Raw genomic sequence first — 24,505 nt, 5'->3', positions numbered from 1 at the left:
GTGGTGGATTCTACGCGCAACAGTTGAGCGAATGTAAATAAATACAATAAGTGAGATAACGATGATAGCAAGCACGCCTGCGACAGCCATTACAATTTGTAAGGTATTGATTGGTTTTTCAATTGAACTAAAGGGTGCAAGAGAGAGAACAGTCCAATATTGTCCTGTGCCGGGCCAAATTTCAAATGAAGTAATAGCCGTTTTTGAGCTTCTGCCGTGAAGATTGGTATAGGTATAAATACCATCTTTACGATGGTTAGCCGCATCAACAATAACTTTTGTAGTTGGGTGAGCATTTACTTCACGCAAGTCTTTAAGACGTGTTTGCATATGTTGGTCAGTAGCGCTGTTGAGGATAAGGCGTCCATTATCATCAATAACAAAACGTTGGTCGTGTTCAAATACGCTTAATTTTGGGTCTGCTAAGTGTTCATCAAGCATTTCTAAGTTAAAAAGATTAGCCATAGCTCCTATTATTTTACCTTTGCGAATAATTGGAACAATCGCAGCCTTGATATAATATTTTTTATCATTGATTGTAATTTCATATGACAAAGACATACTTACTTCGTCTTTTTGTAAAGAAGCAAGAATATCAGGCATTTGTTTTGTAAGTTCAGATGGCAAAGTTTGTGTATAAGTGCCTCCGGGTGCAGTGTCGTTATCAAGAGTAAGTATAGCAAATTCGCCCGTTGGCAATACAGAGGAACTTTTCATAGAACTTTGAGTGTATTCTTTTGTCATTATGACAAATCCTCCAGCAGAGTAGCGATTAGCATCAACAACCTTTTCAAGTATAGTTGTAAGCTGCTCCTCATCAAGCGCAATACCTTTATCAAGTAGTGCTCCTATACCTGCTTCTGCAGAGATTGTGCTTGAGAAAATTTCATTGATTGAACCTGCAATGAGATTTTTATAGCGAGCAGCCGTATTTGTTAAGAGTTTATCACTTTCGTGCGAAAGCGTATTTGATGCAGAATATGAGACAATAAAAATAATAGCCGCTACACAAATTGCGACAATAATGGAGACAACAAAAATGATTTTTGTGCCAATTTTGAGGTGATTAAAAAAACTCATATAACTCTCCCTTAAAGTTGGTAAAATGAAACGCCAATTCTAACAAAAAAAAAAAAACGCCGATTAACAATTATCAATTTTTTTATTTTGGTAGTTATTCATCTTTAAACCGCAGTTTGAATATTTTTTTGTCAAATACAGCAATATGGAAAATAGAATCAAAGATTTTAATATCAAGCAGATAACCCTCTACTTTAACTTCACATTTTTTTGTATCACTTTGGATAGATTCGGCTTTAAAAATGACTTCGTGTCCTAATTCAATAGGTGCGAGAAATTTCACATCAGCAGCGATGAGCACACTATATCTTTTATTAATAGCTGCCATTGCTGCAAAACTTGCAGAGTTAAAAACAAATCCTGCGTGAATCATTTTGCTTTCGTCCATTATCATACGTTCATTTGGAGTAAAACGCACAACTGCTTTATTGCGGTAAAGTTCAAGAAGTTCCCCACTCATATTTGAGGGCATACTTCTGCAAACTTCTAAATCATCTTTTTCAAGGGGAGTATAGGCATTGCCATTATCTTCATTTAATTGTTCTTCGTCCATACATTTGCTCCTTTATCGTTTTTTAAGTTTGAAATATCCCCTTACTGGGGCTTGATACCCCTCTATTGTGCGTGTTTGTGTAGCATTTAAAAATGCACCTAAACTTTGAGAATCTACCCAAGCACTTTGACGTTGTTCTTGTGTTGTGGTGGGTTTGAGATTGATGATTTCAAAATCATAAAGATTCGCTCTTTCGCACCAGCCTTTTAAAGTAGAGATACTTGGGATAAAATAGACATTTGACATTTTAGCATAACTTCGTGTAGGACAAAGACAAATTTCTTCATTGCTTTCATAAATAAGCGTATCTAAAATCAACTCTCCACCTTTGCGCAGCGATTGAGAGAGGATTTTGAGTGTATTCATTGGGTCAAAGCGATGATAAAGCACACCAAGACAGAAAATTATATCAAAGGGTTGATTGTGTGCTTGAGAATATGCTAATAAATCTTCTACGCCAAGTAATTCAAATGTAATAGGAGCTTGGATAAAGTGATTAATAAAATCAAATTGACATTTAAAAATGCCGCTTGGGTCAAATCCTATAATTTTTTTGCATAATTTTTCCCCTTGTAAGAACATTTCAAACATATAATAGCCATTATTGCAGCCAACATCTGCTATATATTTGCCCTCAAGGTTGCAATGCGGAGCAAGGAGTTGCCATTTTATAAAGCTTTGCCATTCACTATCAATATGTGTATCAAATAAGAAAAAAGGTCCTTTTCTCCACGGCTTAAGCTGTGTGGCAAGCGTATAAATTGTTTGATGATGCTTTTGGGCTAAAGTTTTATCTTGAGCGACAATATGGATACCATTATCACTATAAAAATGAGAGGGAATGTGTGGGAGAGATGCAATATGTTCTAAAAGTGGGGCGATATTTTTAGCAGAGGTAATATGTTTTGCTTTTTTTTCGGCGTATTCTTTAAACTCATTAGAGCTCAGTCTTTCTTGCATATCTTTCTTCCATAATATCTGAAAATAAATTGGGTTCTAGAATCTGCTTGTGATTGGTATTTAGGGTATGTACAAGAGTGTTGTCATCAATGCCTAAGATAAGCGCAAAATTAAAATTATTATGATGGATATAGGTGTATAATTCCTCTTGAGTTTTGTATGCAAATGTTTGGGCAATTTGATTAAAAAGTTCTAAATATATATCAGGCACAAGAAAAAGAAGTTTCCCCCAAGTGGCATTATTGGCAATATATGCCATATATTTTTTAAATTGTTCTATATCTTCTTCTGCAATCGCAACTTTAGCAGCCTGTCCATAATCAATTACTTTGCCAAAGGCGTTGAGAAAGTTAGGCTTAAAGAAAGGAATATGTTTGAAATGATTGAGGGAGTATTCTATGGCTTTATTTTCACAGAGATTCACTACTGCGCCCAAATCATTTAAAAAAAGTTTAGGAAGATTGATGCGATAATGTGTGCTTTGATAAAAAATAGTGCTATCAAAGAGCGTATGGGAGATGACTAAAAATGGACGCTCTTTTGGTTTGTGAGCTTGTATCACTTCAAAACTGATTTCTAAAATATGCTCATTATGGGTGAATACAAAACTGATTTGCTCATTGTTGAGGAGTTCAATAAAAGCATACAAATCATTGTGAAAAAATTTCGTACGCTCATCAATAATAATTTCTTGGGCTATTGCCTCTTCAATGGGATTTAAGGAGATAGTAGCAATATTTTTAGCTAAGAGCTTGTAGCGAATAAGGCGCGTGAGGCAATCTTGCAAATCCTCTACCATAATCCACGCCAATTCCTCATCATCTATATCAGGCATATGTGCGCAAATGATACCATACGCCCCCATAGCGATAGCCTGTGGTGTTTGAGCAATATCCTTGGCAATGAATAAATCGCCTTTTTGCACTCGTTCCACATCGCAAATAATACGCGAAAATTCCGCAATGGAAGGTGTAGTAAGAAGCTTTCCTTTGGTGATTTCTACAACTTCATTTACTCTCACATTTTTTCCTTAAAGATTTTTAACTTATCGGACTTCCATTGATTCGTGGATTATCTACACTAAGCAAAGACAAGCCGTTTGTATCTTTACTAGCAAGTATCATTCCCTCACTGATTTCCCCCATAAGCTTGGCTGCTTTAAGATTGATAATAAGGCATACTTGTTTGTTGATAAGGGATTGAGGCGTATAGTATTGAGCGATGCCTGAAAGAATCTGACGCGGTTGAGACTCGCCAATATCCACCATTAATTTGAGGAGTTTTTCACTTTTTGGGACGGGGGTGCATTCTATGATTGTTCCTACGCGTATATCAAGTTTGCCAAAATCTTTAATATCAACGAGCCCTATTTTTTCAGATGTATTTTTGTTTTGAGCATTTTCTTTGGTGTTTGTGGGGGATTCTGCAAGCAGTGGAGATTCTATACGAGGAAAAAGCGGAGGAATTTTATTGAGTTTAAAAGTATCAAGAAGTTGTCCTTGCTTGATGAGTTTTTCATAATTTTGCGCATTTATTTCAAAATCAAGTGCGTGAGCAATTTTACTCGCACTTTGAGGCATAATTGGATAGAGTAAAAGGCTACTTTGGGCTAAAATATTGGCAATTAAGCCAAGCAGAGCCATTGCTTTATCGGTTTGTGCAGATTTCATAAGATTCCAAGGTTCGTATTGAGTAATGACACTATTGCCTAAACTAAAAGCTTTCCATAGCTCTTCAATATAGCGATGTGGCTGCATAGAGGACATTTTTTCTACTGCTTGAGCGATAATGTGTCTTAATTCATTAAGTTCGGAGACAAAATATTTCTCTACTTGCGTTGAATCTACTTTAAGTGCAAAATATTTCTCACTCATACCAATGAGGCGATTAAGCAGATTGCCCACATCATTACCCAGTTCAGCATTAATGCGCTCAATGAAAGCTTTTTGGCTAAAGTCTCCATCTTGTCCAAATGGCATTTCTCTTAGCAAGAAATATCGCAAAGATTCTATACCATAGGCATCTACAACTTCTTTTGGATTAATCACATTGCCTATACTTTTGCTCATTTTTGCGCCATCTTTTGTCCACCAGCCGTGCGCATAAATGTGCTTTGGCAAGGGCAGCTCAAGGCTCATTAAAAATGCCAACCAATATACTGCGTGGAATCGCAAAATGTCTTTGCCAACAAAATGCAGGGCATAATCCCAATATGCCATATCACTCTCATTGTCTTGTGCGTAGCCTAACCCACTTATATAGCTTAAAAGCGCGTCAAGCCACACATATACAATGTGTTTTTTATCACTAGAGTGCGTAAAACGCTCTGGTAAAGGCACACCCCACTCAAAGCTTGTGCGCGTGATAGAGAGGTCATTAAGCCCTTCGCTTATAAATTTGATGACTTCATTTTGGCGAAATTGTGGCAAAATAAAATCAGAGTGAGATTTATACCACTCTAAAAGCTTATCTTGATATTTACTTAAAGCGAAAAAATAACTCTCTTCTTGCACAATTTGTGTAGGTTTGCCACAATCAGGACAAGTGTTGTTTGCACTGAGTTGTGTTTGAGTAAAAAAAGTCTCACACGAAATACAATAATGCCCCTCATAGCTGCCTTTATAAATATCCCCCTTGGCATACATTATTTCAAAAGCTTTTTGCACACTAAGGCAATGTTTAGTATCTGTGGTGCGCACAAAAATATCATAATCTAAAGCAAAACTATCCCATATTTTTTTAAATCGCATACTGATAATATCTGCATAGCTTTGGGGATTCTGATTATTTTTTTTAGCAGATTGTTCAATTTTTTGTCCGTGCTCATCTGTGCCTGTGAGAAATTTCACATCATTGCCTTGTAATTGATGAAATTTTTTAAGCATATCGCACAAAATAGTGGTATAGGCGTGTCCAATATGGGGAATATCATTTACATAGTAAATGGGGGAGGTGATGAGAATCTTTTGGCACATTTTTTGTCCTTTGTGTAAAATTAATTAAAGTCAAAATCTCCGTGTTGCCCTTTTGACATACTCTCATAGACAGCTTTGACATATTCTTGCCGCACTTGACAACCTATAAGTTGCTCACATTTTAAGCAAGAGGCATAGCCCTTGTTTTGCTGACATTGTTGCAAAATAGTAGTTTTATCATTGAGATTTTGCGTGTATTTATCTGTTGCAGTTTCATTCATAAACTTCCCTTACAAGATTGATTTCACTTTGACTACCAAAAAAACAAGGTGTGCTCTCGTGCAAATGAGCCACTTCAAGATCTAAGATTCTTTGTGTTCCATTTATGGCAAATCCTCCGGCTTTTTCATATACAAATGCAAAGGGAAATACCTCAAAAAGCTTGCGAAGTTTGCCATTGGGCGCATCACTTGTGGCAGGATAACTAAAAAGTCCTCCACCTTTTACAAGAATCTGGTGTAAATCTGGCACCATACCCCCTGAATAGCGCAAACGATACCCTTGCGCAAAAAGAGATTCTATCATTGCTTTGTGTTTATTTTCCCAATGCTTTTGTGTGCCACCGGGTGCGTTAATTTTACCTTTTGTATTGAGCTGCAATGCACCAAGATTGCGCCATATACTGCCATTATAGCGATAATGCAAAGCCTGCTCTTGAGCTATTATCATTTCAAGACGTGGTCCATAGATGATATATCCACTTGCAATAAGGTTTTTTGCATTGAGTTCTTCATTATAAATACCAAAAATTGTGCCTATACTCAGGTTGCTATCAATCAATGAAGAACCATCAAGAGGGTCATAAGCGATAATATAAGGTGCATTTGTGTGTGCTGAATAGAGCATTTCTTCTTGTTCTTCACTGCAAATAGCCTTTACACAGGGGATATTAAGCAATTTTTCACTTAAGAAAGTATCAACTTTTACATCAATTTCAAGCTGCGTATCACCACTTACATTTATACTTTGCATATAGCTTGTAGAAGTATCTTTTAAAAGACTATCAATATGCAGGGCAGATTCTCTTAAAGTGTCAATAATGATGCTTATCATAGATTCTCCTCGTGTATAATTATAGAGGCGATTATAACATTTTAGGATTAAGATTTGATGATTTTTGTAAGCTCTTGGTAAAAATGTGAAGCATTTATCATTTGATTAATGCTTGCGTGATGGGCTGGTTTAGATAATGAAGCATTATAATCACTTACATCAATGTGATTCCACGCGTGTCCAAGAAGAGCCATAACATTAGGGCGGCGCAAGTATTGTGCTTTATGAGAAATATAAATATTTTCCCACATTCTAATACCAAGCGGACGTGTGCGTGGCGTGTTATAGCCCACAGGATCAAGAGTGAGTAGATAATGCAAATGTATATTATCAGCTATATGAGTTTGAAGCGCTTTATTGAGATTGCTTGCACCCCAAGAATGAGCGATAATAAAAATTGGTAATCCCATATTTGCAAGTGTAGGTAGCCACAGGCTAAAAAGTTTTTGACATTTAAAACTTACATAGAGCTTTATGCAAGAGGTTTCATTAAAGGCGATAAATTCCCTATACACTGCACGCATAATCGTATCGCAAAATCCACCGACAAAAATAATAATTGCTTTGGGTGTATTGGTTTGGGAAGATTCTTTATGAGCGATAATTTCTTGGCTTTCTTGCATAGAAATATTGAAACCATAGGGTATAAAAGGGCTTTTGGGTTTAGGTAAATGATGTGAGGGATAGATGAGTGTAGGTGTAAAAGGAGTGAGTAAGGGGCGTAATGAATAAAATAAAGACATAGAATCTCCTTAAATAATCAGTGCAAGAGTTAAAGTGATATATGCTAAAATATTGAGGATTCTATCACAAGGATAAGTAATGAGTAAAGACATATTGGTAGCCCCGAGTATGCTTTCTGCAGATTTTGCAACATTAGGGCAAGAAGTTGAAGATATATGCAAAGCAGGGTGTGATTTTGTGCATATTGATGTAATGGACGGGCATTTTGTGCCAAATCTCACAATGGGTCCTATGATTGTGCAAAGCATTGCTAAAAGGGCAAGCAAGCCTTTAGATATTCATCTTATGGTCAAAAATGTTCCCTTTTTTGTGGATTTATTTCTGCCTTTAAAACCTGCATTTATGAGCGTGCATATTGAGGAAGTACAGCACTTACACCGCCTGATTTGGCATATTAAAGAATCTGGCGTAAAAGCAGGCGTGGTGCTTAATCCACACACAAGTGAGCAAAATTTAGAGTATATTTTGCCCGATATTGATTTGATATTGCTTATGAGTGTGAATCCGGGATTTGGAGGGCAGAGTTTTATCCCTCATAGTATCAAAAAATTACAGAATCTTAAGAAAATGCGTGATAGGCTTAATCCTTCTTGTTTGCTTGAGATTGATGGAGGAGTGAGTGATAAAAACATTGCAGATTTAAAGGCTGCTGGGATTGATATGGTTGTGGCTGGGAGTTTTATTTTTAACTCAACTGATTATGCTAAAGCTATTGCTGCACTTAAATAGAATCTATGACATATCATCAGCTTTTTGAAAAACTCCGCCAAAAGCCTATGAGTGAGGCACAATTTTATATTTATGTAAAAAATATAGGAGGATTGTATGCAGATATAGCATCTGAACTTGAATTACTTAAAGGTTCAGGTGCGCCTTTGTATATCCAAAAACACAATGGTGAATTATATTTTAGTTTAAGCACACAGCATCAAGAATGGCAAAAGGGCAATTTAGTTTTTGTAGATATTGAAACCAATGGGGCTAAACCTCAACAATGTCAAATTATTGAGATTGGTGCGCTCAAAATAAAAGGTGGGGAGATTATAGATACATTTGAAAGCTATGTTTATGCTGATGAAGTGCCAGAAAATATCACACAGCTCACAGGCATTTGCCAAGCGGATATTGCCTATGCACCTTCCATTAAAGAAGTTTTAGGAGAATTTAGGACATTTTTAGGCGCAGATGTTTTTGTGGCGCATAATGTAAATTTTGATTATGGCTTTGTGGATTATCATTTGCGTCAATGTGGATTGTTTGGGCTGCTTAATCCTAAACTTTGCACGATTGAGCTTGCTAAAAAAACGATTCTCTCTCCTCGTTATGCTCTTGGCTTTTTAAATGAATTTTTGGGCATACGCACAGCAGTTGCCCATCGTGCCTATGCTGATGCGCTTACAAGTTTTAGAGTTTTTGAAATTGCTTCAATGATGTTTCCACCTTTTGTCAAAAGTATGCAAGATTTGATTGATTTTTCAAAAGGGCGGCTCAAGCTTAATTATAACACACCTTATTATGCACCAAAATAAGCGCTAAATGCCCTATCCCAGCCACTTAAATCTTTGTAAAAGCAAATATGTTTTGCACCATTTTGTTCTAAAATATGCTCTAGTGCTGCTTTTTGGTCATAGCCCATTTCGCACAATAACCATACTTGACGAGTGGCACATTCGTTAATGAGGGACTTTAATGTCTCTAAGCCATCTTTGCCAGCAAAAAGTGCAATTTTGGGCTCATAGCGTAGAGGTGTGCTTATAGGATAATCATCTTTGATGTAAGGAGGATTTGAGATAATAAGCTGTGGGGTTATATGCGAGGGAAGTAAGGAGCAACATTGCAGTGTAATATTTGCATTTGGCACATAAGTGGTGATATTGCGTTTGCTTACTTCAATGGCTTGCTCACTTATATCTGTGGCAAAAAATTGGCATTGTGGGTGGAGGAGCGCAAGTGTGGTAGTGATAATGCCTGAACCTATTCCTACCTCTGCTATGGAATCTAATTTTTGTTTTTTAATGATTTCATCTGCTTTGTCAATAAGTATTTCAGTTTCGGGGCGCGGGATTAATACGCGTTCATCAACATAAAAACTTCTCCCATAAAAATTTGCCTGATGTGTAATGTATTCAATAGGTTTGCCCTTTGCGCGTTCATTTATAAGCGTATAGAATCTTTGCACAAGAGCAGATTCTATATTTTGTGTGCTATGAGTGTGGAGATAGGTGCGTGGAACACCCAGCAGGAATGAGAGGAGGAGTTCAGATTCATATCTGGGTTTGAGTTCAAAAGTAGCATCAGCTTGACAAAGACGAGAAATAGAATCTTCTAAAAGCGTGTCAATACTGCATATCATAATCTAGTGCTTTAAGTCGTTGCAGTAGTGGTGGGTGAGTATAGTAGAAGAAAATATAGGCAGGGTGAGAGCTTGGAAAGCTTTTGTTTTCATTTACGAGACATACAAGCGCGTCAGCAAGGCAATGTTTGCTTGAAAGATTTGCCCCAAATTCATCGGCAGCGTATTCTGCCTCACGACTAAAATAACCAATTAAAGGCATAAACCAAAAGCCAATCATAGGCGAAATAAGAAGCATTACAATAAGTATCCCTGCACCATTATGAGCTAAACCAAGTGCGTCAAAAAGTTGTGGAGGCAAATGCCCCACAATAACAAAGAGCATAAAAAGCACACACGCCATAATTGCAATGTTTTTAAATATGTCTTTATGTTTGAAATGTCCGAGTTCGTGTCCTAAAATCGCAATTAACCCATCGGCACTGATTTTATCAAGTAAAGTATCAAAAAGCACCACTCTTTTATTTTTGCCAAGTCCGCCAAAATAGGCATTAAGTCGTCCATCTCGCCGAGAGGCGTCAATAACAAAAATACCATTGCTTTTAAAGCCTATGGTGTTGAGCAAGGATTCTATGCGGGCTTTGAGGTTTTCATCATCAAGAGGAGTGAATTTATTAAAAAGTGGAGCAATGAGTGTAGGATAGATAAAATTAGCTAAAATAACTACGCTTAGCAGCACAATGAAGCCCACAATCCACCACAATGCAACTTTTTCAATGATGAAAATAAGTAAAAATACAATCAAACCGCCAATAACCAAACTCAAAAGAAAATGTTTATATAAATCAATCAGAAAAAGTTTTGGTGTTTGTTTAGAAAATCCAAATTTCTTATCAAGCCCAAAAGTCTTATAAAGAGACAAAGGCAGCTCAATAATGCTGCTTATAAACATAAAACTAAGCACTAAAGCTACACTTTGCCATATAGGATTGAACGAATCTGGTATAAGTATATGAAGCTGTTTTTGAAGTAAGCCAAAACCAAAGCTTACCCATAGAATAAAAGTAATAATTTCAAGAAAACGATTGATTATATCAAGATGTAATGAAGCAATAGCATACTCTCCTGCTTGGTAATAGTCTTCAGATTCTAATAAAATAGCAGGTTTTTGTAATTCAGTTTTAATATGACGTATTTGTAAAATAGCGAGAATAATGCTTGGCAAGGTATAGGCGCAGATAAACAAGCCAACAAAAATAATCAGAGTATGTAACAATGTATGCTCCTTATCATTTAGAAAAAACTATTAAAAACATAATTATGAGATATAAAATACAAAAAAAAGTAAATTAACAAGCTTTTAACTACTCATTTATTATGATTACATCAAATTTTATGAAGGATTGCTAATGGCAGTAAAATATATTTTTGTAACAGGAGGTGTCTTAAGTTCCCTTGGAAAGGGCATTACTTCTTCATCTATTGCGACTTTGCTCCAACAGAGTGGATATAGTGTATCAATTTTAAAAATTGACCCTTATATTAATGTCGATCCGGGCACGATGAGTCCTTTAGAACACGGAGAAGTTTTTGTAACTTGTGATGGCGCTGAAACGGATTTGGATATAGGACATTATGAGCGGTTTTTGAATAAAGATTTTCATAAAAAAAATAATTTTACCACAGGGCAAGTGTATATGTCTGTGATTGAAAATGAGCGTAAAGGTAAATATTTGGGCAAAACGATTCAAATCGTGCCACATATTGTTGATGAAATCAAATCTCGTATCAAGTTTGCAGGAGAAGGGAGTGATTTTCTTGTTGTAGAGCTTGGTGGAACGGTTGGCGATATAGAAAGTATGTCTTATCTTGAAGCTATGCGACAGATGAAGCACGAGCTAGGAAGCAAGCAGGTTATTTCTATTCATATTACGCTTATCCCTTTTATCCAAGCAGCAGGAGAGCTAAAAACAAAGCCTACACAACATTCTGTTCAAGAGCTTAGGCGCATTGGTATTTCTCCGCAGATTCTTGTAGCACGATGTGAAACAAATCTTGACAAGGAGTTAAAACGCAAACTCGCTTTGAGCTGCGATGTTGATAATGATAGTGTGATAGTGGCTCAAGATACACAAAGTATTTACAAATGCCCTCTTAATTTCTTAGAAGAAGGCATACTCACTCCGATTGCAAGGTATTTGGAGCTAGGTGAATTGAAGCCTAAGATGGATAATTGGGATATGCTTGTAAAAAAAATCATCGCACCCAAATCAAGTATAACCATTGGTTTTGTAGGCAAATATTTGAGTCTGAAAGAATCCTATAAATCCTTGATAGAATCCCTTATTCACGCAGGGGCAAACACCGATATACGAGTGAATATTAAATGGATTGATAGTGAGGCTTTGGTAGATAATCTTGCACTTTTGTGTGATGTAGATTCTATCCTTATACCCGGAGGCTTTGGTGAGCGTGGTATTGAGGGTAAATTAGAAGCGATAAAATATGCGCGTATCCAGCAGATTCCATTACTTGGTATTTGTTTGGGTATGCAGCTCTCACTCATTGAGTTTGCGCGCAATGTGCTAGGATTAAGTGAGGCAAACTCCATTGAATTTAATCCACAAACAAAAGAGCCTGTGATATATTTAATTGAAAATTTTATTGATGCACAAGGTGGAGTGCAACTACGCACACATACCTCGCCTATGGGTGGCACAATGCGTTTGGGCGAATATGAGTGCCATATCAAAAAAGGCACAAAGCTTTATGAGGCTTATGGTAGGCAGACATTTATTAAAGAACGTCATCGCCATAGATATGAAGCAAATCCTCACTATCGCGCACTTTTTGAGAAAAATGGTATGATTGTGAGTGGAGAGAGTAATGGACTTATAGAATCTATTGAGCTTGCAAATCACCCGTGGTTTGTCGGAGTGCAGTTTCACCCTGAATTTACTTCGCGATTGCAAAACCCTAATCCCGTCATTTTAGCTTTTGTAAAAGAAACTTTAGCACACAAGAAAACATAAATATTGGGTATTAAGAAATAATGCGTCATATTGATAAAGATACACTTTTACAGATTCTCTTAGAGCGTGATTTGGAGCAGGGTATAGCAAATTTGCGTGATTTGCCCAAACCCGATTCGCTCACTCACGCACTTAAGGGCGCACAAAAAGTGGTAGAATGTATGAATAAAGGACAAGAGATTCTTGTAGTAGGAGATTATGATGCTGATGGAATATGTGCAAGTGCGGTAATGTGCCGATTTTTTGAATCTTTAGGTTATGAAAATTTTAGGCTTGTTATCCCTCATCGTTTTGTTGATGGTTATGGAGTGAGTGCTGCACTTTTGGAAAAATACGCACATAATGCTTCTGTGGTGGTGAGTGTAGATAATGGTATAAACGCATTTTGTGCAGGAGAGTGGTGCAAAGAGCGAGATATTATATTTATCATCACAGACCATCATACGCCTACGGATACATTGCCTCAAGCTGATGTGATTATTGACCCTTATTTGCCTGATTGTAACTTCATACAAAAGTCAATTTGTGGAGCAGTCGTAGCGTGGTATTTTTGTGCCGCGATAAAGCAGATTCTTGGTGCTTGTGTAGATATGAGCATATTTTTAGAATATCTTGCTTTAGCAAGTATTGCAGATGTTATGCCGCTTGTGGGGATTAATCGCATACTTGTAAAAAAAGGTATAGAGAGCCTTTGTAAGTCTTCAAGCCCTCTTGCTTTGCTGATACGCTCTAAACTTAAAGCCATTAGCGCACAGAATCTTGCATTTTCTATTGTGCCATTGCTTAATTGCGCAGGGCGTATGGCAAATGCGCATTTGGCTTTGAATTTTTTACTTGCTCAAAGTCTTGCAGATGCGCTTAGAATCTATGATGAACTTTTAGAGCTTAATATCCAGCGTAAAAGTGTGCAGAATGAGATTCTATCCTTAGCACAAATGACACAGATAGAATCTGAACATATTGTTGTGAGTTATGGTGAGGATTGGCACGAGGGTGTGCTCGGCATAGTCGCTTCCTCGCTTGCGGAGCAAAAAGGCAAGAGTGCGTTTGTATTCAGCCATAACAATGGCGTGCTTAAAGGGAGTGGGCGCAGTTTTGGGGGAGCAAATCTCATCGCAAGTATTACGCCTTTAAGCGCGTATCTTTTGCGTTTTGGTGGGCATAGTGGCGCAGTGGGTATAAGTCTGCAGTTAGAGCAATTAGAGGGATTTATACAAACTTTGGAATCTACTCTTGTATTTGATGAGATAGGAGAAAATGCAATACTTGGTGTGATTGAGAGTGCAAATATTAATGATGAGCTTTTGGCAATTTGTGAGCGTTTTGAGCCTTTTGGCGAGGGAAATCCAAAGCCTGTATTTTTGTGTGAGAATCTTTGTATTCAATCCCTTAAGCCTCTTGGCAAAGATAAAAAGCATTTGAGCTACATATTGAGCGATAAAAGCAATGGTGTGTTGCTTGAAGCCATAGAGTTTTTTGCACCCCAAATGCGTGAAATAGGGCAAATTGGTAATGTGCAATTTGAGCTTATGCGCGATGATTATAAGAACAAAGTCAAACTCAAAATTGTGCAATTTCCCTAAATTGCCATTCTTTTTGTATGTGGCGGATTTGTGCCAAATCAAGTTCAACAACCAACATTTCTTCTTTATCTCCTAAACTTTCTTCAATATGCCCATTTGCGTTGATAAAAAGGCTATCCCCATAGAATCTCCACAGCGTTTGCTCATAATACATCTCTCCAACACGATTAACGCGCAAGATAACCATAGAGTTGAGAAAAGCACGCATTTGACAGAGATTGCGCCATCGTGTTTTAGAGTTAAAAGTATTGCTACACAGCAAGAATACTACATCTACTTGTGCTTTTTTGAGTTTGAGCCATATTTCATCAAAATGTATTTCAAAACCCGCAACAATGCCTATTTTAAAGCCATCTTTTTCAAAAGTAAGCGGTATTTGTGGAGATTTTGGTATTTTATTATCAAAAAAAGATTTCTCATTCCAATGTTCATACGCAATGAGTTTTTGCTGATGATATATATGTGCTTTGTCATTTTGGATAAGCGCGATAGTTTTATACAGCTTATTGTGCTCTCTTACAAGCAGTGGTGCGATAATATCAAGTTTGTATTTTTTAGAGAGTTTATGAAGTGTGGGAAGTGTATCGTTAGCAAGAGATATTTTTTTAGAATCTATGCTATCAAATTCTTTAAAAAAGGGATGAAGGACATATTCTCCAAGGGCTACAAGCTTGACTTTTTTCTCCTTGCACTTTTGAAGATATTTTTCAAGTTTTGTATCTGCAAACATAAGAGAGGGAAGCTGTAAAAGCGCGACATTCATTTAGGTATCCTTAGTTAAGTGAAAATCATAGGGATAAACTTAAGCGTGATTGTAGCATATTAAGCTAAGATTTATTATAATGGCACAATGTAAGCGACTAAAAAAGGGTGCTAGAGCAGTCAAAGAAATTGAGTTTCAAAGAATATTTCATAGGAGATAATATGATTGAACGATATGCGCGAGAGGAAATGAAAAGGCTATGGGATTTAAATGCTAAATATTCCGCGTGGCTAGAAGTGGAAAAAGCTTTGGTGCGAGGGTGGAACAAGCTGGGATTAATCCCCGATAGTGATTGTGAAAAGATTTGCAAGAATGCGCAATTTGATATTGCTAGAATTGATGAGATTGAGGCAGTTACGAAGCACGATTTAATCGCTTTTACCACAAGTGTAGCGGAATCTTTGGGTGAGGAGAGTCGCTGGGTGCATTATGGGATTACTTCAAGTGATTGCATTGACACTGCTGTGGCGTTGCAAATGCGAGATTCTCTAAAGATTATTTTAGAGGATATAAAACAGGTGCGTGAAGTGATTAAAAAAAGGGCAATGGAACACAAAGACACGCTTATGGTAGGACGCTCTCACGGGATTCACGGCGAACCAATCACTTTTGGGCTTGTGTTGGCGATTTGGTATGATGAGCTAGGCAGACATTTAAAGGCTTTGGAATCTACTTTGGAAGTGATTTCTGTCGGGCAGTTAAGCGGAGCAATGGGGAATCTAGCGCATACGCCTATGGAGCTAGAAGAGCTTGTGTGTAAAGATTTAGGATTGAAAGCCGCACCTGTGAGTAATCAAGTGATTCAGCGCGATAGATATGCACGATTGATGAGTGATTTAGCCCTAATGGCAAGTAGTTGTGAGAAAATCGCAGTAGAGATTCGGCATTTGCAACGCACCGAAGTCTATGAGGCAGAGGAATACTTTGACAAAGGGCAAAAGGGTAGCAGTGCAATGCCTCACAAGCGCAATCCTGTGCTAAGTGAGAATATCACAGGACTTTGTAGAATGATTCGCTCTTTTGCGATTCCAGCAATGGAAAATGTGGCTTTGTGGCACGAGCGAGACATTAGCCACTCAAGCGTGGAGCGATTTATTTTGCCTGATAGCTTTATCACGACTGATTTTATGCTTGTACGCCTTAAAGGTTTGCTTGAAAAGCTTGTGGTGTATCCCAAAAATATGCTTAAAAATCTCAATTTAACCGGTGGGCTTGTGTTTTCACAAAGAATCTTGCTAGAACTTCCTAAAAAGGGTGTGAGCCGCGAAGATGCGTATAAAATCGTGCAAAGAAATGCGATGAAAGTGTGGCAAGATTTGCAAGAGGGCAAAGCTGCGGTAAATGAAAAGGGCGAGTCGCTTTATTTGCAGTATTTATTAGCAGATTCCCAATTGGTGGGACTTATTGGTGAGGCGGCGATTAAAGAATGCTTTGCCTATGAGTATTACACAAAAAATGTTGATGCGATTTTTAAGCGAGTGTTTAAGGAGTGATAGGCTTATCATCTTCGCATAAGATAACTTGTGTTTTGCACAGCACATCGTGCAGACATCTGCCATCGCGGCGTAATAGTCCAATGAGAATGCCAAATAAAAAGCTTGTCCCTACAACCCATAATACATACCGCGTCAGTGCTCTGAAAAAGCCTACTTTATCTACACAAGATTCACTTCGCACAAGCCTAAGGCGCATATATCGGTAGCCCGGTGTTTGTGTTGAGAGAGCTAAAAAAAGTGAAGTAATGAATCCATAGCTTATCCCACAAGCAAAGATAGCACTTTGATTGTGTGTAAAAGCCTCTTTGCCATCTAAAAAAACATAAGTGGTGAGATACAAAAGAGGCATATTAATCATAAACATATCGGTGATAAATGCCTTTATGCGCTCACTTGCGTGCATAAGTTGTAATTGTTTTTTGAGTGAGAAATTATGCATTTTTATCCATTGAGAATCTTGTGGAATATGTGCTGATGAGGTTGCTTTTTGGGCGGATTTTACTTTGCGCCAACGCTTGTGTGCTGCCATAGAATCTAATTACCACGACTGCCGGGTTTGATTGCTTTTTGTCCTCCTGCATTGCACAGAGGGCAAGAGTGTGGTTCATACATATTAAATACAAAATCTTCAAGTGCAAAAAGCGGGACATCTTGGGGCAATCGCGCTTCTTTTTTGCGAGGGAGACTTGAGCCTACGCGTTTGCAAAATCCCCGATTGGCTAATCCTGCATAAGCGACTATTTTTGCACCCTCAAATTCTACACATTGAGCAGATTCTAAAGCTGAACCACCGGTAGTGATAATATCTTCACATACAAGCACTTTTTCATCTTTGGCTACTTCAAAACCTCTTCTTAGCTGCATTTGTCCCTCTACACGTTCTGTAAAAATAAATCTCACGCCTAGAGCCCTTGCAAGTTCATATCCTGCAAGGATTCCCCCAAGAGCTGGAGAACATACACATTCAACTTCAATGTTAGATTCTTTAATTTGTTGTGCGAGCGCATTGGCAAGTTTGGCGGCGATAGCAGGATTTTCTAACACGCGTGCCGATTGGAGATAGTGGTCAGAGTGATTGCCGCTACTTAAGAGAAAATGCCCTTTGAGTAAAGCATTCGCATTTACATAAAGTTGTTTAATATCAAGCATAGAATCTTCCTTTAATGAAATTTATATGAGTATTTAAGATAATTGACACTCATACCACGTTCTTTTTCATAATCAAGTAAATCATAGCCTACAAAAAGCTCGTGGTGTTTGCCATAGACAAAAATGGGTCCAAAAGCGAAAGTAGGATAAAACCATTTGCTGCGCTTCGTGGTAAGAGTAGGAATTGCCGCACCATCTGTACGTGAAAAACTATAAGAACCTAATGAGCCAAGCCGCATACGAAATCCTATGTAACGCGTGGCGTAGATTCTATATTCGGCAGAGAATCCTCCGCGATAAATTTGCATTGTATTGGGCTTATTGACATCAAATTCTAAATCTCCAAATGCACCATAATTCGTGCGGTCAAAAAAACCAAATATGCGCAACGAATGGTGTTTGCCAAATATAAAATCATATCCTGTTTCTATCCCAAGCATACTGCTTGAACCAAGCGAAGGTGTGAGAACTATACCTAAGTTTATAAGTGCATATAAGCCTTCACGCGGGTCTTTTTGTTTGGGAAACTTTACTCCTGCAACCTCATAGAGCAAGTCCTGACGCGTTTTGGTAACTTCTTGTAAGGCTTGATTTTGTTGGACATCATTTGAGTAATAATGTATAGGTGTTTTTTGCACTCCATACATAAGAGTGCCACATAGTGCGAGCAATATAGCGCTATATTTCATCGTACCTCACCTTTCATTGTATTTATGTATGTCAATTCGCGCAAGTGTTTATTTAAATTGCGCTATTCTAATATATTTTGTTATACTTGCAAAATTAATTTTAAACAAAGCGAATTTCGTGCCAAAGCTTTAAAACATTATTGAGGAGTAAAAATGTATTGTAAAATGATGATTATTTTTAGTCTATGTGTAGCAGTGCAGGGAGCGCAGTTAGAGGGTTATTATATGACTCATAAAGGTGAAAAAGGGCAGCAAGGTATTGTAGAGTTTTTTAAAAAAGGCAATAAATACTATGCTTATGGTTTTGCCAATGTAGATGGTGCGCCACCTAAAAAAGATATTCATAATGAGAATCCAGCTCTTAGAAATCGTCTTGATAAGGGGAGTGTATTTATCTATAATCTTGTAAGAGATGGTAAGAGTGATGTGTTTAAAAATGGCAAGGTATATAATTTTGATGCAGGAAAGGAGTATTATGCCAAAGTAACACTTAAGGGTGATACATTGGAGTTGCGTGGGAGTATTGATAAATCTGGTTTTGTAGGTGAAACAAAGATTTGGAAGCGGCTAAACGATGAGGAAGCGAAGCCTTATTTGTCTCAAAAGCCAGATTTTTCTGTTGTAGAACGAAGTCTCAAAGATATAAAACCATAGTTATGTCAGTCTCTCTACCCTCTGCTCAAACACTTGCTCCAGAAATGCTTGAGCAGGCTATTATTTCGCTTAATGAGGCTCAAAAGCAAGCAGTCAAACACATTGATGGAGCAATGCTTATTCTTGCAGGAGCAGGAAGTGGTAAGACGAAAACGATTACAACGCGTTTAGCGTATCTTATTGATGAGGTTGGGATTCCCCCAAGTGCTACGCTTACACTGACTTTTACTAATAAGGCTGCACAGGAAATGAGAGCGAGAGCCTTAGCACTTTTGCATAATACCTATGAATCTCCACCGCTTTTATGCACTTTTCATCGTTTTGGGTTGATTTTTTTGCGTTTGCATATTGCCAAACTTGGTAGAAAAGCAAATTTTGTTGTGCTTGATGCTGATGATAAACGCGCTCTTTTAAAATCCCTTTGTAAGATTCGTCCTATTTCGCAGCTTGATTATTATATTTCAAATATGAAAAACGCTTTTCTTTCTCCAAAGGAAGCACAAGCTTATGCTCATAGTGAGGAATATAAGCTAATGAATAGAATCTATGGGGAATATGAGGATTATTTACTCAACAAAAATTTACTTGATTTTGATGATTTGCTTTATCTTACTTATGCGATTTTACTTCAAGATGAAGATATAGCAATGCAAATGAGCGAGCAATATCAGTATATTATGGTTGATGAATACCAAGATACCAATGAGATTCAATATAAAATCCTTAAACGCTTATGTTTTTCTCATAAGAATCTTTGTGTTGTGGGTGATGATGACCAAAGTATTTATGGGTGGCGTGGGGCAGATGTGAATAATATTTTAAGATTCCCTAATGAGTTTGATGAGGTAAAGGTGGTGAAATTAGAGGAAAATTACCGCTCAAGTGAGCAGATTCTCAATGCTGCAAATGCACTTATCTCACATAATAGTAAGCGTTTAGGTAAAAATTTAAAGAGTATGAAAGGTGCAGGAGCAGATGTAAGGGTAATAGAAAATGAAAACGAAAGCACAGAAGCGGCATTTCTTGCTAAAGATATTGCAACGCTTTTCTCTGAAGGGGTTAGTCCTAGCGAAATCGCAGTTTTGTTTCGTGTAAATGCACTTTCACGCAGTGTTGAGGAGGGATTTAATCGTGCTAAGATTCCCTATAAACTTGTCGGGGCAGTGCGTTTTTATGAACGAGCAGAAATTAAAGATTTACTTTGTTATCTGCGATTAATTGTCAATCCTAATGATGATTATTCATTTTTGCGCATTATTAATCGCCCTAGACGAGGGATTGGCAAGGTTACGCAGCTCAAATTAGAACAACTTGCGCAAGATTTAGACATCTCTTGCCTCTCAAGCATTATTCAATATCCACAACAGAGTCAAGAAGCACTTGGAGAAAAGGCATATAATGCGCTTTTAGAGCTGGCTCAAAATATTGAGCGGTGGCGAGGATATACAGATTTAGCAGATGTGATTGAGGATATGCAAGAGCATATTGTATTTACATTTAGTAGGCTTGATGAGGTGGATAGAAAGGGGAATATTGAGGAATTTTATGGTATGTTTCGTGATTATGCTATTGTCAATCCAAGCAATCAAGTTGAAGATTTTTTAAATGATATTGCTTTAGCAAGTCCTACTGATGAACCCATAGGAGAATGCGTGAGTTGTATGAGCATACATATGGCTAAAGGATTAGAGTTTAAGTATGTATATGTGATTGGCTTTGAGGAAGGGTTTTTTCCTTTGTGGAATGATGAAGATGAAATACAAGAAGAGAGGCGATTAGGTTATGTGGCTATCACAAGGGCAAAAGATTTTCTTACACTATGTTCAGCAAAAAGCAGATTGCATAGAGGTAAAAGAGAATGGCTTGAACAATCGCGTTTCTTAAGAGAGAGTGGATTATTGGGTGTATATGATTCCACACTCCCTTTGCGCGAGAAGTTTCAAGGTGTGCAAGAAGAAGTGATATTTAGCAAAGGTATGAAAGTGCAACATAAACTCTTTGGTATAGGTGTAATAGAATCTGTAAAAGGCAAGGGAAGCCAATGTCAGCTTACAATCAACTTTGCAGGACTAAGGCGCGCGATTTTAGCTCCATTTGTGCAAAAAGTGCTTGAGTAAAGAATAAAAGTAAAGGGAGTGCAAAAATGAAACATTTTTTTCTTTTTCTTGTTATTTTGATGAGTAGCATAAATGTAAGCAGGGCAGCAGATGATATTTCTATCCCTTCATCTAAGCTTTTTTTGCAAAAAAGTTATCAAGTGAATAAAAGTAGTATTTATTCAACAGATATATTTCCTCAAATAGATAGGCGCTTTAAAATTGCTACTTTGCCTCCTGATAAATTCACCCTTAAGCTCAAAAGTGTGGATATAAAGCTCATTTTTGCGCGTTATGGATATGAGATTAGCTCTTTTGAGAGTGAATTTGTAGAATTTAATTTTATAAGTGATATGCGTGAAGATAAGGCATTGGAATTTATACAGAAAATGTATATTCAACATTATGGCAAAACTCTTGAGATAAAAAAGCTGCTCGTGCGTCCAATAGGCGTATTACCACAGCAATATGAATTGCTTGAGTATGAACTAGCACCTCCTGCATTAAAAAAAAATAGCGGCACTTTTGTAATGAAATATCGCACAGGAGAGCATTCACATATTAAAAAAATCACTTTTGCTTATACACTTGAAGGGGTACTTGAAGTGCTTAAAAGCACACAAAATATTAATGTTAATGATACTTTAACGCCACAAAATACGCGCACAGAGCGTATCGCTTTTGAACGAGTGGGTGCAGAATATATGAGCGCACAAGAGCTTTATAATAGTGGCGCAAAGAGTTATATTCGTGCAGATACAGCTATTACAAAAGATAAAATCAAGCCCAGAATCATTGTAAAAAAGGGAGAAAAGATTCGTGTTTTTAGTCGTGAAGGTGGTATTGTAACTGAAATTGTGCTTGTAGCAAGGCAAAATGCTGTGTATAATGAGATTATTAACGCTCAAAATCCAAACAGCGGAAAAATTATACGCGTAAAGATTACTGATGAGGGCAAGGGTGAGATTTTATAAGTCATAAGTGTATGAATGATATGGTATGATGAGTGGTAAGGGATTAAGGAGAGTATATGAGAGCGATAAAGAAACTTGTAGTTGCCATAGGAGGAGCGAGTGGCGTGCATTTAGGCTTAAAGTTTATTGAATATGTGCCAGATTCTATTGAGTTATTTGTGGTTGTCAGTGAGGGTGCAAAAGATGTTGCAAAACACGAGATTGATGATAATTTTACACAACAGCTTCTCGCACTTAAGGATAAAAGAGGGTTTTGTATTTATAATGAAAACCAAATGGATAGCCCGATAGCTTCAGGGAGCTTTGGTATTGATGCAATGGCGATTGTGCCAACAAGTATGAATATTCTTGCTAAAATAGCTAATGGATTGTGTGATGAGCTGATTTCGCGATGTGCATCAGTAATGCTTAAAGAGAGACGAAAATTACTTTTAGCACCTCGCGAAATGCCCTTAAGCCCTATTGCACTAGAGCAGATGAGTAAGCTTTCTTTGCTTGGAGTGATAATTGCCCCTCCGAGTGTGGGGTATTATGCCAAGCCAAATGATTTAGAATCTATGGAGCGGTTTTTTGTAGGAAAGTGGTTTGATGCGCTGTGTATAGAAAATATGCTTTATCAACGTTGGAAATATGATACAAAGGGGATTGAATGAGAACATTAGCCATTTATCCGGGCACTTTTGACCCTGTAACAAATGGGCATTTGGATATTATTAAACGTTCTATGGAAATTTTTGATAATGTAATTGTTGCTGTGGCGCAATCAAACTCTAAGCGACCAATGTTTTCACTTCAAGAACGTATTGATATTTTAAAGCTTGGCACGCAAGGTTTAGCAAATGTGCAAGTTGAGGGCTTTTGCACGCTTCTTGCAGATTTTGCAAAGCAAAAGGGTGCAAGAATGATTATACGAGGATTGCGCGCTGTGAGTGATTTTGAATATGAGCTACAAATAGGTTATGCTAATGCTTCGCTGAATCCAGAGCTTGAAACAATTTATTTTATGCCAACTTTAGAGAATGCGTTTATTAGCTCATCGGTGGTGCGTTCAATCATTGAGCATAATGGGGCATTTTCTCATCTTGTGCCACAAAATGTCGCTGATTTTATTTATTCACTTTATGCCAAACATAAAAGGGGCGTGTAATGTATGTAGCGATTGAAGGCATAGATACTTGCGGTAAAAGCACACAGATTCAATTACTCAAAGCACATTATCCACAGGCTATTTTTACCAAAGAGCCCGGTGGAAGTATAATAGGCGAACATATACGAGAACTTGTGCTTTTTGCACCTAAAAAATATGATTTTACACTTGATGAACGAGCAGAGTTAATGCTTTTTCTTGCCGATAGAGCGCAGCATTATGCTCAAGTTTTACTCCCTCACAAAGATAAGCTTATTATTTCAGATAGAAGCGTTATATCAGGCATAGCGTATGCCAAAGGTATTGATATGGCACAAAGCATTGCTTTGAATGATTTTGTTTTGCGCGGTATGTTGCCAGATTTGGTGGTTATTTTGGAGCTTGATGAACAAAGCCTGAAAGAAAGGATTGAAAGCAAAAGCCACGATAATATTGAAAGTAGAGGTATTCCATATATGCTTGAGATTCAACAATGTTTTAAAAATGTCGTTACACAAATGAAGCTTAGACATATAGTGCTTGATGCTACACAGGATAAAGAGAGGATTTGTGCCCAAATTAGAGAACATATGAATGCTTGAGCGTGATTGAAGTTTTTATGGTTTGGAATTATGTATGAAATGCCTTGTATGTGAAAAATGGAGTTTTAGCCTTATTTGTAAAGAATGCCTTGCACATATTCCTCTCACGCCTCGTTATAGAATCTTGCAAGATTCTATAAAAGTGTATAGTTTTTATCGCTATGAAGATGTAACTTTTCTTATGCAAAGTAAATATCATCTTGTGGGCTCTCGGATTCTATGTCTTCTTGCCAAAAGGGCTGCAGAATATTTTTTCACACATTTTAGTTCTTATGGTTTTACAAATTCATCTTTTCCTATTGCGCTTGTTGGCTTAGATGATTATCCCTATGGTGCATATTCACACGTAGGCGTGATAGCAAAAGTATTTTCAAAAGAGAGCAAAGGCATTTTCAAAGCTCATTTTGGAGTGCTTAAGGCTCAAAATCAGGTTAAATACGCAGGAAAAAACCTTGCTTTTCGCCAAGATAATCCTAAAGGTTTTATGTATAAGCCCTCTTTTGCTCAAAATGTTGATATTCAATCTCGTGGGTGTGTATTGCTTGATGATATTATCACTACCGGAACGAGTTTGAATGAAGCCATAAGCGCTCTGAAAGGCTTTAAGATACATTTTTGTTTGGCTTTATGCGATGCAAAAGATTAAAATAAAAGCCAAATTTTCTTAAAATCTGCACTTTAGC

At 37.4% G+C, this 24,505-nt stretch carries 25 protein-coding genes and 1 pseudogene; 12 read left to right on the top strand and 14 right to left on the bottom strand.

The features are described from left to right. The 8 genes and pseudogenes from OQH61_RS09045 to OQH61_RS09010 form a co-directional block, all read right to left on the bottom strand. Positions 1 to 1,080: pseudogene (locus OQH61_RS09045) on the bottom strand (methyl-accepting chemotaxis protein); the annotation flags it as partial. Positions 1,081 to 1,174: 94 nt separating this feature from the next. Next, positions 1,175 to 1,633 (bottom strand): PaaI family thioesterase, encoded by a 459-nt coding sequence (locus tag OQH61_RS09040; RefSeq protein WP_266027105.1) that lies wholly within the window; start codon positions 1,631 to 1,633, stop codon positions 1,175 to 1,177. A 12-nt stretch (positions 1,634 to 1,645) separates the two neighbouring features. Beyond that, positions 1,646 to 2,593: a tRNA 5-methoxyuridine(34)/uridine 5-oxyacetic acid(34) synthase CmoB gene (gene cmoB, locus OQH61_RS09035; protein ID WP_266027104.1), complete on the bottom strand. Its 948-nt coding sequence runs from the start codon at positions 2,591 to 2,593 to the stop codon at positions 1,646 to 1,648. Beyond that, positions 2,571 to 3,614, bottom strand: coding sequence for a hypothetical protein (locus tag OQH61_RS09030; RefSeq protein ID WP_266027103.1), 1,044 nt, complete (start codon positions 3,612 to 3,614; stop codon positions 2,571 to 2,573). Before OQH61_RS09030 ends, cmoB begins: the two co-directional genes overlap by 23 nt. A gap of 19 nt (positions 3,615 to 3,633) precedes the next feature. Further along, positions 3,634 to 5,568, bottom strand: a complete 1,935-nt coding sequence (gene metG / locus OQH61_RS09025) for a methionine--tRNA ligase (RefSeq protein WP_266027102.1) — start codon at positions 5,566 to 5,568, stop codon at positions 3,634 to 3,636. Between the two features lie 20 nt (positions 5,569 to 5,588). Continuing rightward, complete coding sequence (locus OQH61_RS09020; RefSeq protein WP_266027101.1) at positions 5,589 to 5,789, bottom strand: hypothetical protein; 201 nt, start codon at positions 5,787 to 5,789, stop codon at positions 5,589 to 5,591. Beyond that, positions 5,782 to 6,618, bottom strand: coding sequence for a class 1 fructose-bisphosphatase (locus OQH61_RS09015; protein WP_266027106.1), 837 nt, complete (start codon positions 6,616 to 6,618; stop codon positions 5,782 to 5,784). Before OQH61_RS09015 ends, OQH61_RS09020 begins: the two co-directional genes overlap by 8 nt. Positions 6,619 to 6,668: 50 nt before the next feature. After that, positions 6,669 to 7,364, bottom strand: coding sequence for a hypothetical protein (locus OQH61_RS09010; RefSeq protein ID WP_266027100.1), 696 nt, complete (start codon positions 7,362 to 7,364; stop codon positions 6,669 to 6,671). 79 nt (positions 7,365 to 7,443) lie between these two features. Here OQH61_RS09010 and rpe point away from each other — a divergent pair, with 79 nt between their 5' ends. Then, a complete protein-coding gene (rpe, locus tag OQH61_RS09005; protein WP_266027099.1) occupies positions 7,444 to 8,094 on the top strand; it encodes a ribulose-phosphate 3-epimerase in 651 nt (216 codons plus the stop codon). Positions 8,095 to 8,099: 5 nt separating this feature from the next. Further along, on the top strand, positions 8,100 to 8,894 hold the full coding sequence (locus tag OQH61_RS09000; protein ID WP_266027098.1) for a 3'-5' exonuclease: 795 nt from the start codon (positions 8,100 to 8,102) through the stop codon (positions 8,892 to 8,894). Here OQH61_RS09000 and prmC read toward each other — a convergent pair. Together prmC and OQH61_RS08990 are read right to left on the bottom strand one after the other, a co-directional pair. Beyond that, entirely contained in the window at positions 8,879 to 9,718 is an 840-nt protein-coding gene (gene prmC, locus OQH61_RS08995) for a peptide chain release factor N(5)-glutamine methyltransferase (RefSeq protein WP_266027097.1), read from the bottom strand. The genes OQH61_RS09000 and prmC overlap by 16 nt on opposite strands. Continuing rightward, positions 9,702 to 10,934: a M48 family metallopeptidase gene (locus tag OQH61_RS08990; RefSeq protein ID WP_266027096.1), complete on the bottom strand. Its 1,233-nt coding sequence runs from the start codon at positions 10,932 to 10,934 to the stop codon at positions 9,702 to 9,704. The genes prmC and OQH61_RS08990 overlap by 17 nt, the downstream gene beginning before the upstream one ends. Positions 10,935 to 11,067: 133 nt before the next feature. Between OQH61_RS08990 and pyrG the strand changes: the two genes are divergently transcribed. Next, complete coding sequence (gene pyrG, locus OQH61_RS08985; protein ID WP_266027095.1) at positions 11,068 to 12,690, top strand: glutamine hydrolyzing CTP synthase; 1,623 nt, start codon at positions 11,068 to 11,070, stop codon at positions 12,688 to 12,690. A 20-nt stretch (positions 12,691 to 12,710) separates the two neighbouring features. Then, the gene (gene recJ / locus OQH61_RS08980; RefSeq protein ID WP_266027094.1) at positions 12,711 to 14,273 is read left to right on the top strand and encodes a single-stranded-DNA-specific exonuclease RecJ; all 1,563 of its coding nucleotides are present in this window, start codon (positions 12,711 to 12,713) and stop codon (positions 14,271 to 14,273) included. Here the strand turns inward: recJ and OQH61_RS08975 are convergent. Further along, on the bottom strand, positions 14,251 to 15,036 hold the full coding sequence (locus OQH61_RS08975) for a carbon-nitrogen hydrolase family protein (protein WP_266027093.1): 786 nt from the start codon (positions 15,034 to 15,036) through the stop codon (positions 14,251 to 14,253). The genes recJ and OQH61_RS08975 overlap by 23 nt on opposite strands. Before the next feature lie 161 nt (positions 15,037 to 15,197). Here OQH61_RS08975 and purB point away from each other — a divergent pair, with 161 nt between their 5' ends. Beyond that, a complete protein-coding gene (purB, locus tag OQH61_RS08970) occupies positions 15,198 to 16,529 on the top strand; it encodes an adenylosuccinate lyase (RefSeq protein WP_266027092.1) in 1,332 nt (443 codons plus the stop codon). On the opposite strand, the gene OQH61_RS08965 is transcribed toward purB, so the two are convergent. Genes OQH61_RS08965 through OQH61_RS08955 form a run of 3 tightly spaced genes read right to left on the bottom strand, consistent with a single transcriptional unit; the run spans position 16,519 to position 18,370 of the window. Next, entirely contained in the window at positions 16,519 to 17,061 is a 543-nt protein-coding gene (locus tag OQH61_RS08965; RefSeq protein WP_266027091.1) for an RDD family protein, read from the bottom strand. The genes purB and OQH61_RS08965 overlap by 11 nt on opposite strands. Before the next feature lie 5 nt (positions 17,062 to 17,066). Beyond that, on the bottom strand, positions 17,067 to 17,681 hold the full coding sequence (gene pyrE / locus OQH61_RS08960) for an orotate phosphoribosyltransferase (RefSeq protein WP_266027090.1): 615 nt from the start codon (positions 17,679 to 17,681) through the stop codon (positions 17,067 to 17,069). 11 nt (positions 17,682 to 17,692) lie between these two features. Continuing rightward, positions 17,693 to 18,370: a hypothetical protein gene (locus OQH61_RS08955; protein ID WP_266027089.1), complete on the bottom strand. Its 678-nt coding sequence runs from the start codon at positions 18,368 to 18,370 to the stop codon at positions 17,693 to 17,695. A gap of 153 nt (positions 18,371 to 18,523) precedes the next feature. On the opposite strand from OQH61_RS08955, the gene OQH61_RS08950 reads away from it, so the two are divergent. From OQH61_RS08950 to OQH61_RS08920, 7 genes are read left to right on the top strand one after another with little or no spacing between them, the layout of a single operon-like run. Beyond that, positions 18,524 to 19,024, top strand: a complete 501-nt coding sequence (locus OQH61_RS08950) for a DUF2147 domain-containing protein (RefSeq protein WP_266027088.1) — start codon at positions 18,524 to 18,526, stop codon at positions 19,022 to 19,024. Between the two features lie 2 nt (positions 19,025 to 19,026). Next, positions 19,027 to 21,141 (top strand): ATP-dependent helicase, encoded by a 2,115-nt coding sequence (locus tag OQH61_RS08945; protein ID WP_266027087.1) that lies wholly within the window; start codon positions 19,027 to 19,029, stop codon positions 21,139 to 21,141. Positions 21,142 to 21,167: 26 nt separating this feature from the next. Continuing rightward, the gene (flgA, locus tag OQH61_RS08940; protein ID WP_266027086.1) at positions 21,168 to 22,094 is read left to right on the top strand and encodes a flagellar basal body P-ring formation chaperone FlgA; all 927 of its coding nucleotides are present in this window, start codon (positions 21,168 to 21,170) and stop codon (positions 22,092 to 22,094) included. A 56-nt stretch (positions 22,095 to 22,150) separates the two neighbouring features. Then, a complete protein-coding gene (locus tag OQH61_RS08935) occupies positions 22,151 to 22,747 on the top strand; it encodes a UbiX family flavin prenyltransferase (RefSeq protein WP_266027085.1) in 597 nt (198 codons plus the stop codon). Then, positions 22,744 to 23,241 carry a pantetheine-phosphate adenylyltransferase gene (gene coaD, locus OQH61_RS08930; protein ID WP_266027084.1) on the top strand — a complete coding sequence of 166 codons (498 nt, stop codon included), beginning with the start codon at positions 22,744 to 22,746 and terminating at the stop codon, positions 23,239 to 23,241. The genes OQH61_RS08935 and coaD overlap by 4 nt, the downstream gene beginning before the upstream one ends. Further along, positions 23,241 to 23,822: a dTMP kinase gene (tmk, locus tag OQH61_RS08925; RefSeq protein WP_266027083.1), complete on the top strand. Its 582-nt coding sequence runs from the start codon at positions 23,241 to 23,243 to the stop codon at positions 23,820 to 23,822. Before coaD ends, tmk begins: the two co-directional genes overlap by 1 nt. 34 nt (positions 23,823 to 23,856) lie before the next feature. Then, the gene (locus OQH61_RS08920) at positions 23,857 to 24,468 is read left to right on the top strand and encodes a ComF family protein (RefSeq protein ID WP_266027082.1); all 612 of its coding nucleotides are present in this window, start codon (positions 23,857 to 23,859) and stop codon (positions 24,466 to 24,468) included. The last annotated feature ends 37 nt before the right edge of the window (positions 24,469 to 24,505 follow it).

It is taken from the genome of Helicobacter sp. MIT 21-1697, assembly GCF_026241255.1.
Classification (GTDB): Bacteria; Campylobacterota; Campylobacteria; order Campylobacterales; family Helicobacteraceae; genus Helicobacter_C.
The sequence above is the reverse complement of the archived record's forward strand: the minus strand, read 5'-3'. Positions and strand labels throughout refer to the sequence as shown.

Bases quoted from the DNA above. Each gene is read 5' to 3' on its own strand.
- OQH61_RS09040 (WP_266027105.1), bottom strand. From the start codon at position 1,633: ATGGACGAAGAACAATTAAATGAAGATAATGGCAATGCCTATACTCCC.
- cmoB (WP_266027104.1), bottom strand. From the start codon at position 2,593: ATGCAAGAAAGACTGAGCTCTAATGAGTTTAAAGAATACGCCGAAAAA.
- metG (WP_266027102.1), bottom strand. From the start codon at position 5,568: ATGTGCCAAAAGATTCTCATCACCTCCCCCATTTACTATGTAAATGAT.
- OQH61_RS09020 (WP_266027101.1), bottom strand. From the start codon at position 5,789: ATGAATGAAACTGCAACAGATAAATACACGCAAAATCTCAATGATAAA.
- OQH61_RS09010 (WP_266027100.1), bottom strand. From the start codon at position 7,364: ATGTCTTTATTTTATTCATTACGCCCCTTACTCACTCCTTTTACACCT.
- rpe (WP_266027099.1), top strand. From the start codon at position 7,444: ATGAGTAAAGACATATTGGTAGCCCCGAGTATGCTTTCTGCAGATTTT.
- OQH61_RS09000 (WP_266027098.1), top strand. From the start codon at position 8,100: ATGACATATCATCAGCTTTTTGAAAAACTCCGCCAAAAGCCTATGAGT.
- prmC (WP_266027097.1), bottom strand. From the start codon at position 9,718: ATGATATGCAGTATTGACACGCTTTTAGAAGATTCTATTTCTCGTCTT.
- pyrG (WP_266027095.1), top strand. From the start codon at position 11,068: ATGGCAGTAAAATATATTTTTGTAACAGGAGGTGTCTTAAGTTCCCTT.
- recJ (WP_266027094.1), top strand. From the start codon at position 12,711: ATGCGTCATATTGATAAAGATACACTTTTACAGATTCTCTTAGAGCGT.
- OQH61_RS08975 (WP_266027093.1), bottom strand. From the start codon at position 15,036: ATGAATGTCGCGCTTTTACAGCTTCCCTCTCTTATGTTTGCAGATACA.
- purB (WP_266027092.1), top strand. From the start codon at position 15,198: ATGATTGAACGATATGCGCGAGAGGAAATGAAAAGGCTATGGGATTTA.
- OQH61_RS08965 (WP_266027091.1), bottom strand. From the start codon at position 17,061: ATGGCAGCACACAAGCGTTGGCGCAAAGTAAAATCCGCCCAAAAAGCA.
- pyrE (WP_266027090.1), bottom strand. From the start codon at position 17,681: ATGCTTGATATTAAACAACTTTATGTAAATGCGAATGCTTTACTCAAA.
- OQH61_RS08955 (WP_266027089.1), bottom strand. From the start codon at position 18,370: ATGAAATATAGCGCTATATTGCTCGCACTATGTGGCACTCTTATGTAT.
- OQH61_RS08950 (WP_266027088.1), top strand. From the start codon at position 18,524: ATGTATTGTAAAATGATGATTATTTTTAGTCTATGTGTAGCAGTGCAG.
- OQH61_RS08945 (WP_266027087.1), top strand. From the start codon at position 19,027: ATGTCAGTCTCTCTACCCTCTGCTCAAACACTTGCTCCAGAAATGCTT.
- flgA (WP_266027086.1), top strand. From the start codon at position 21,168: ATGAAACATTTTTTTCTTTTTCTTGTTATTTTGATGAGTAGCATAAAT.
- OQH61_RS08935 (WP_266027085.1), top strand. From the start codon at position 22,151: ATGAGAGCGATAAAGAAACTTGTAGTTGCCATAGGAGGAGCGAGTGGC.
- coaD (WP_266027084.1), top strand. From the start codon at position 22,744: ATGAGAACATTAGCCATTTATCCGGGCACTTTTGACCCTGTAACAAAT.
- tmk (WP_266027083.1), top strand. From the start codon at position 23,241: ATGTATGTAGCGATTGAAGGCATAGATACTTGCGGTAAAAGCACACAG.
- OQH61_RS08920 (WP_266027082.1), top strand. From the start codon at position 23,857: ATGAAATGCCTTGTATGTGAAAAATGGAGTTTTAGCCTTATTTGTAAA.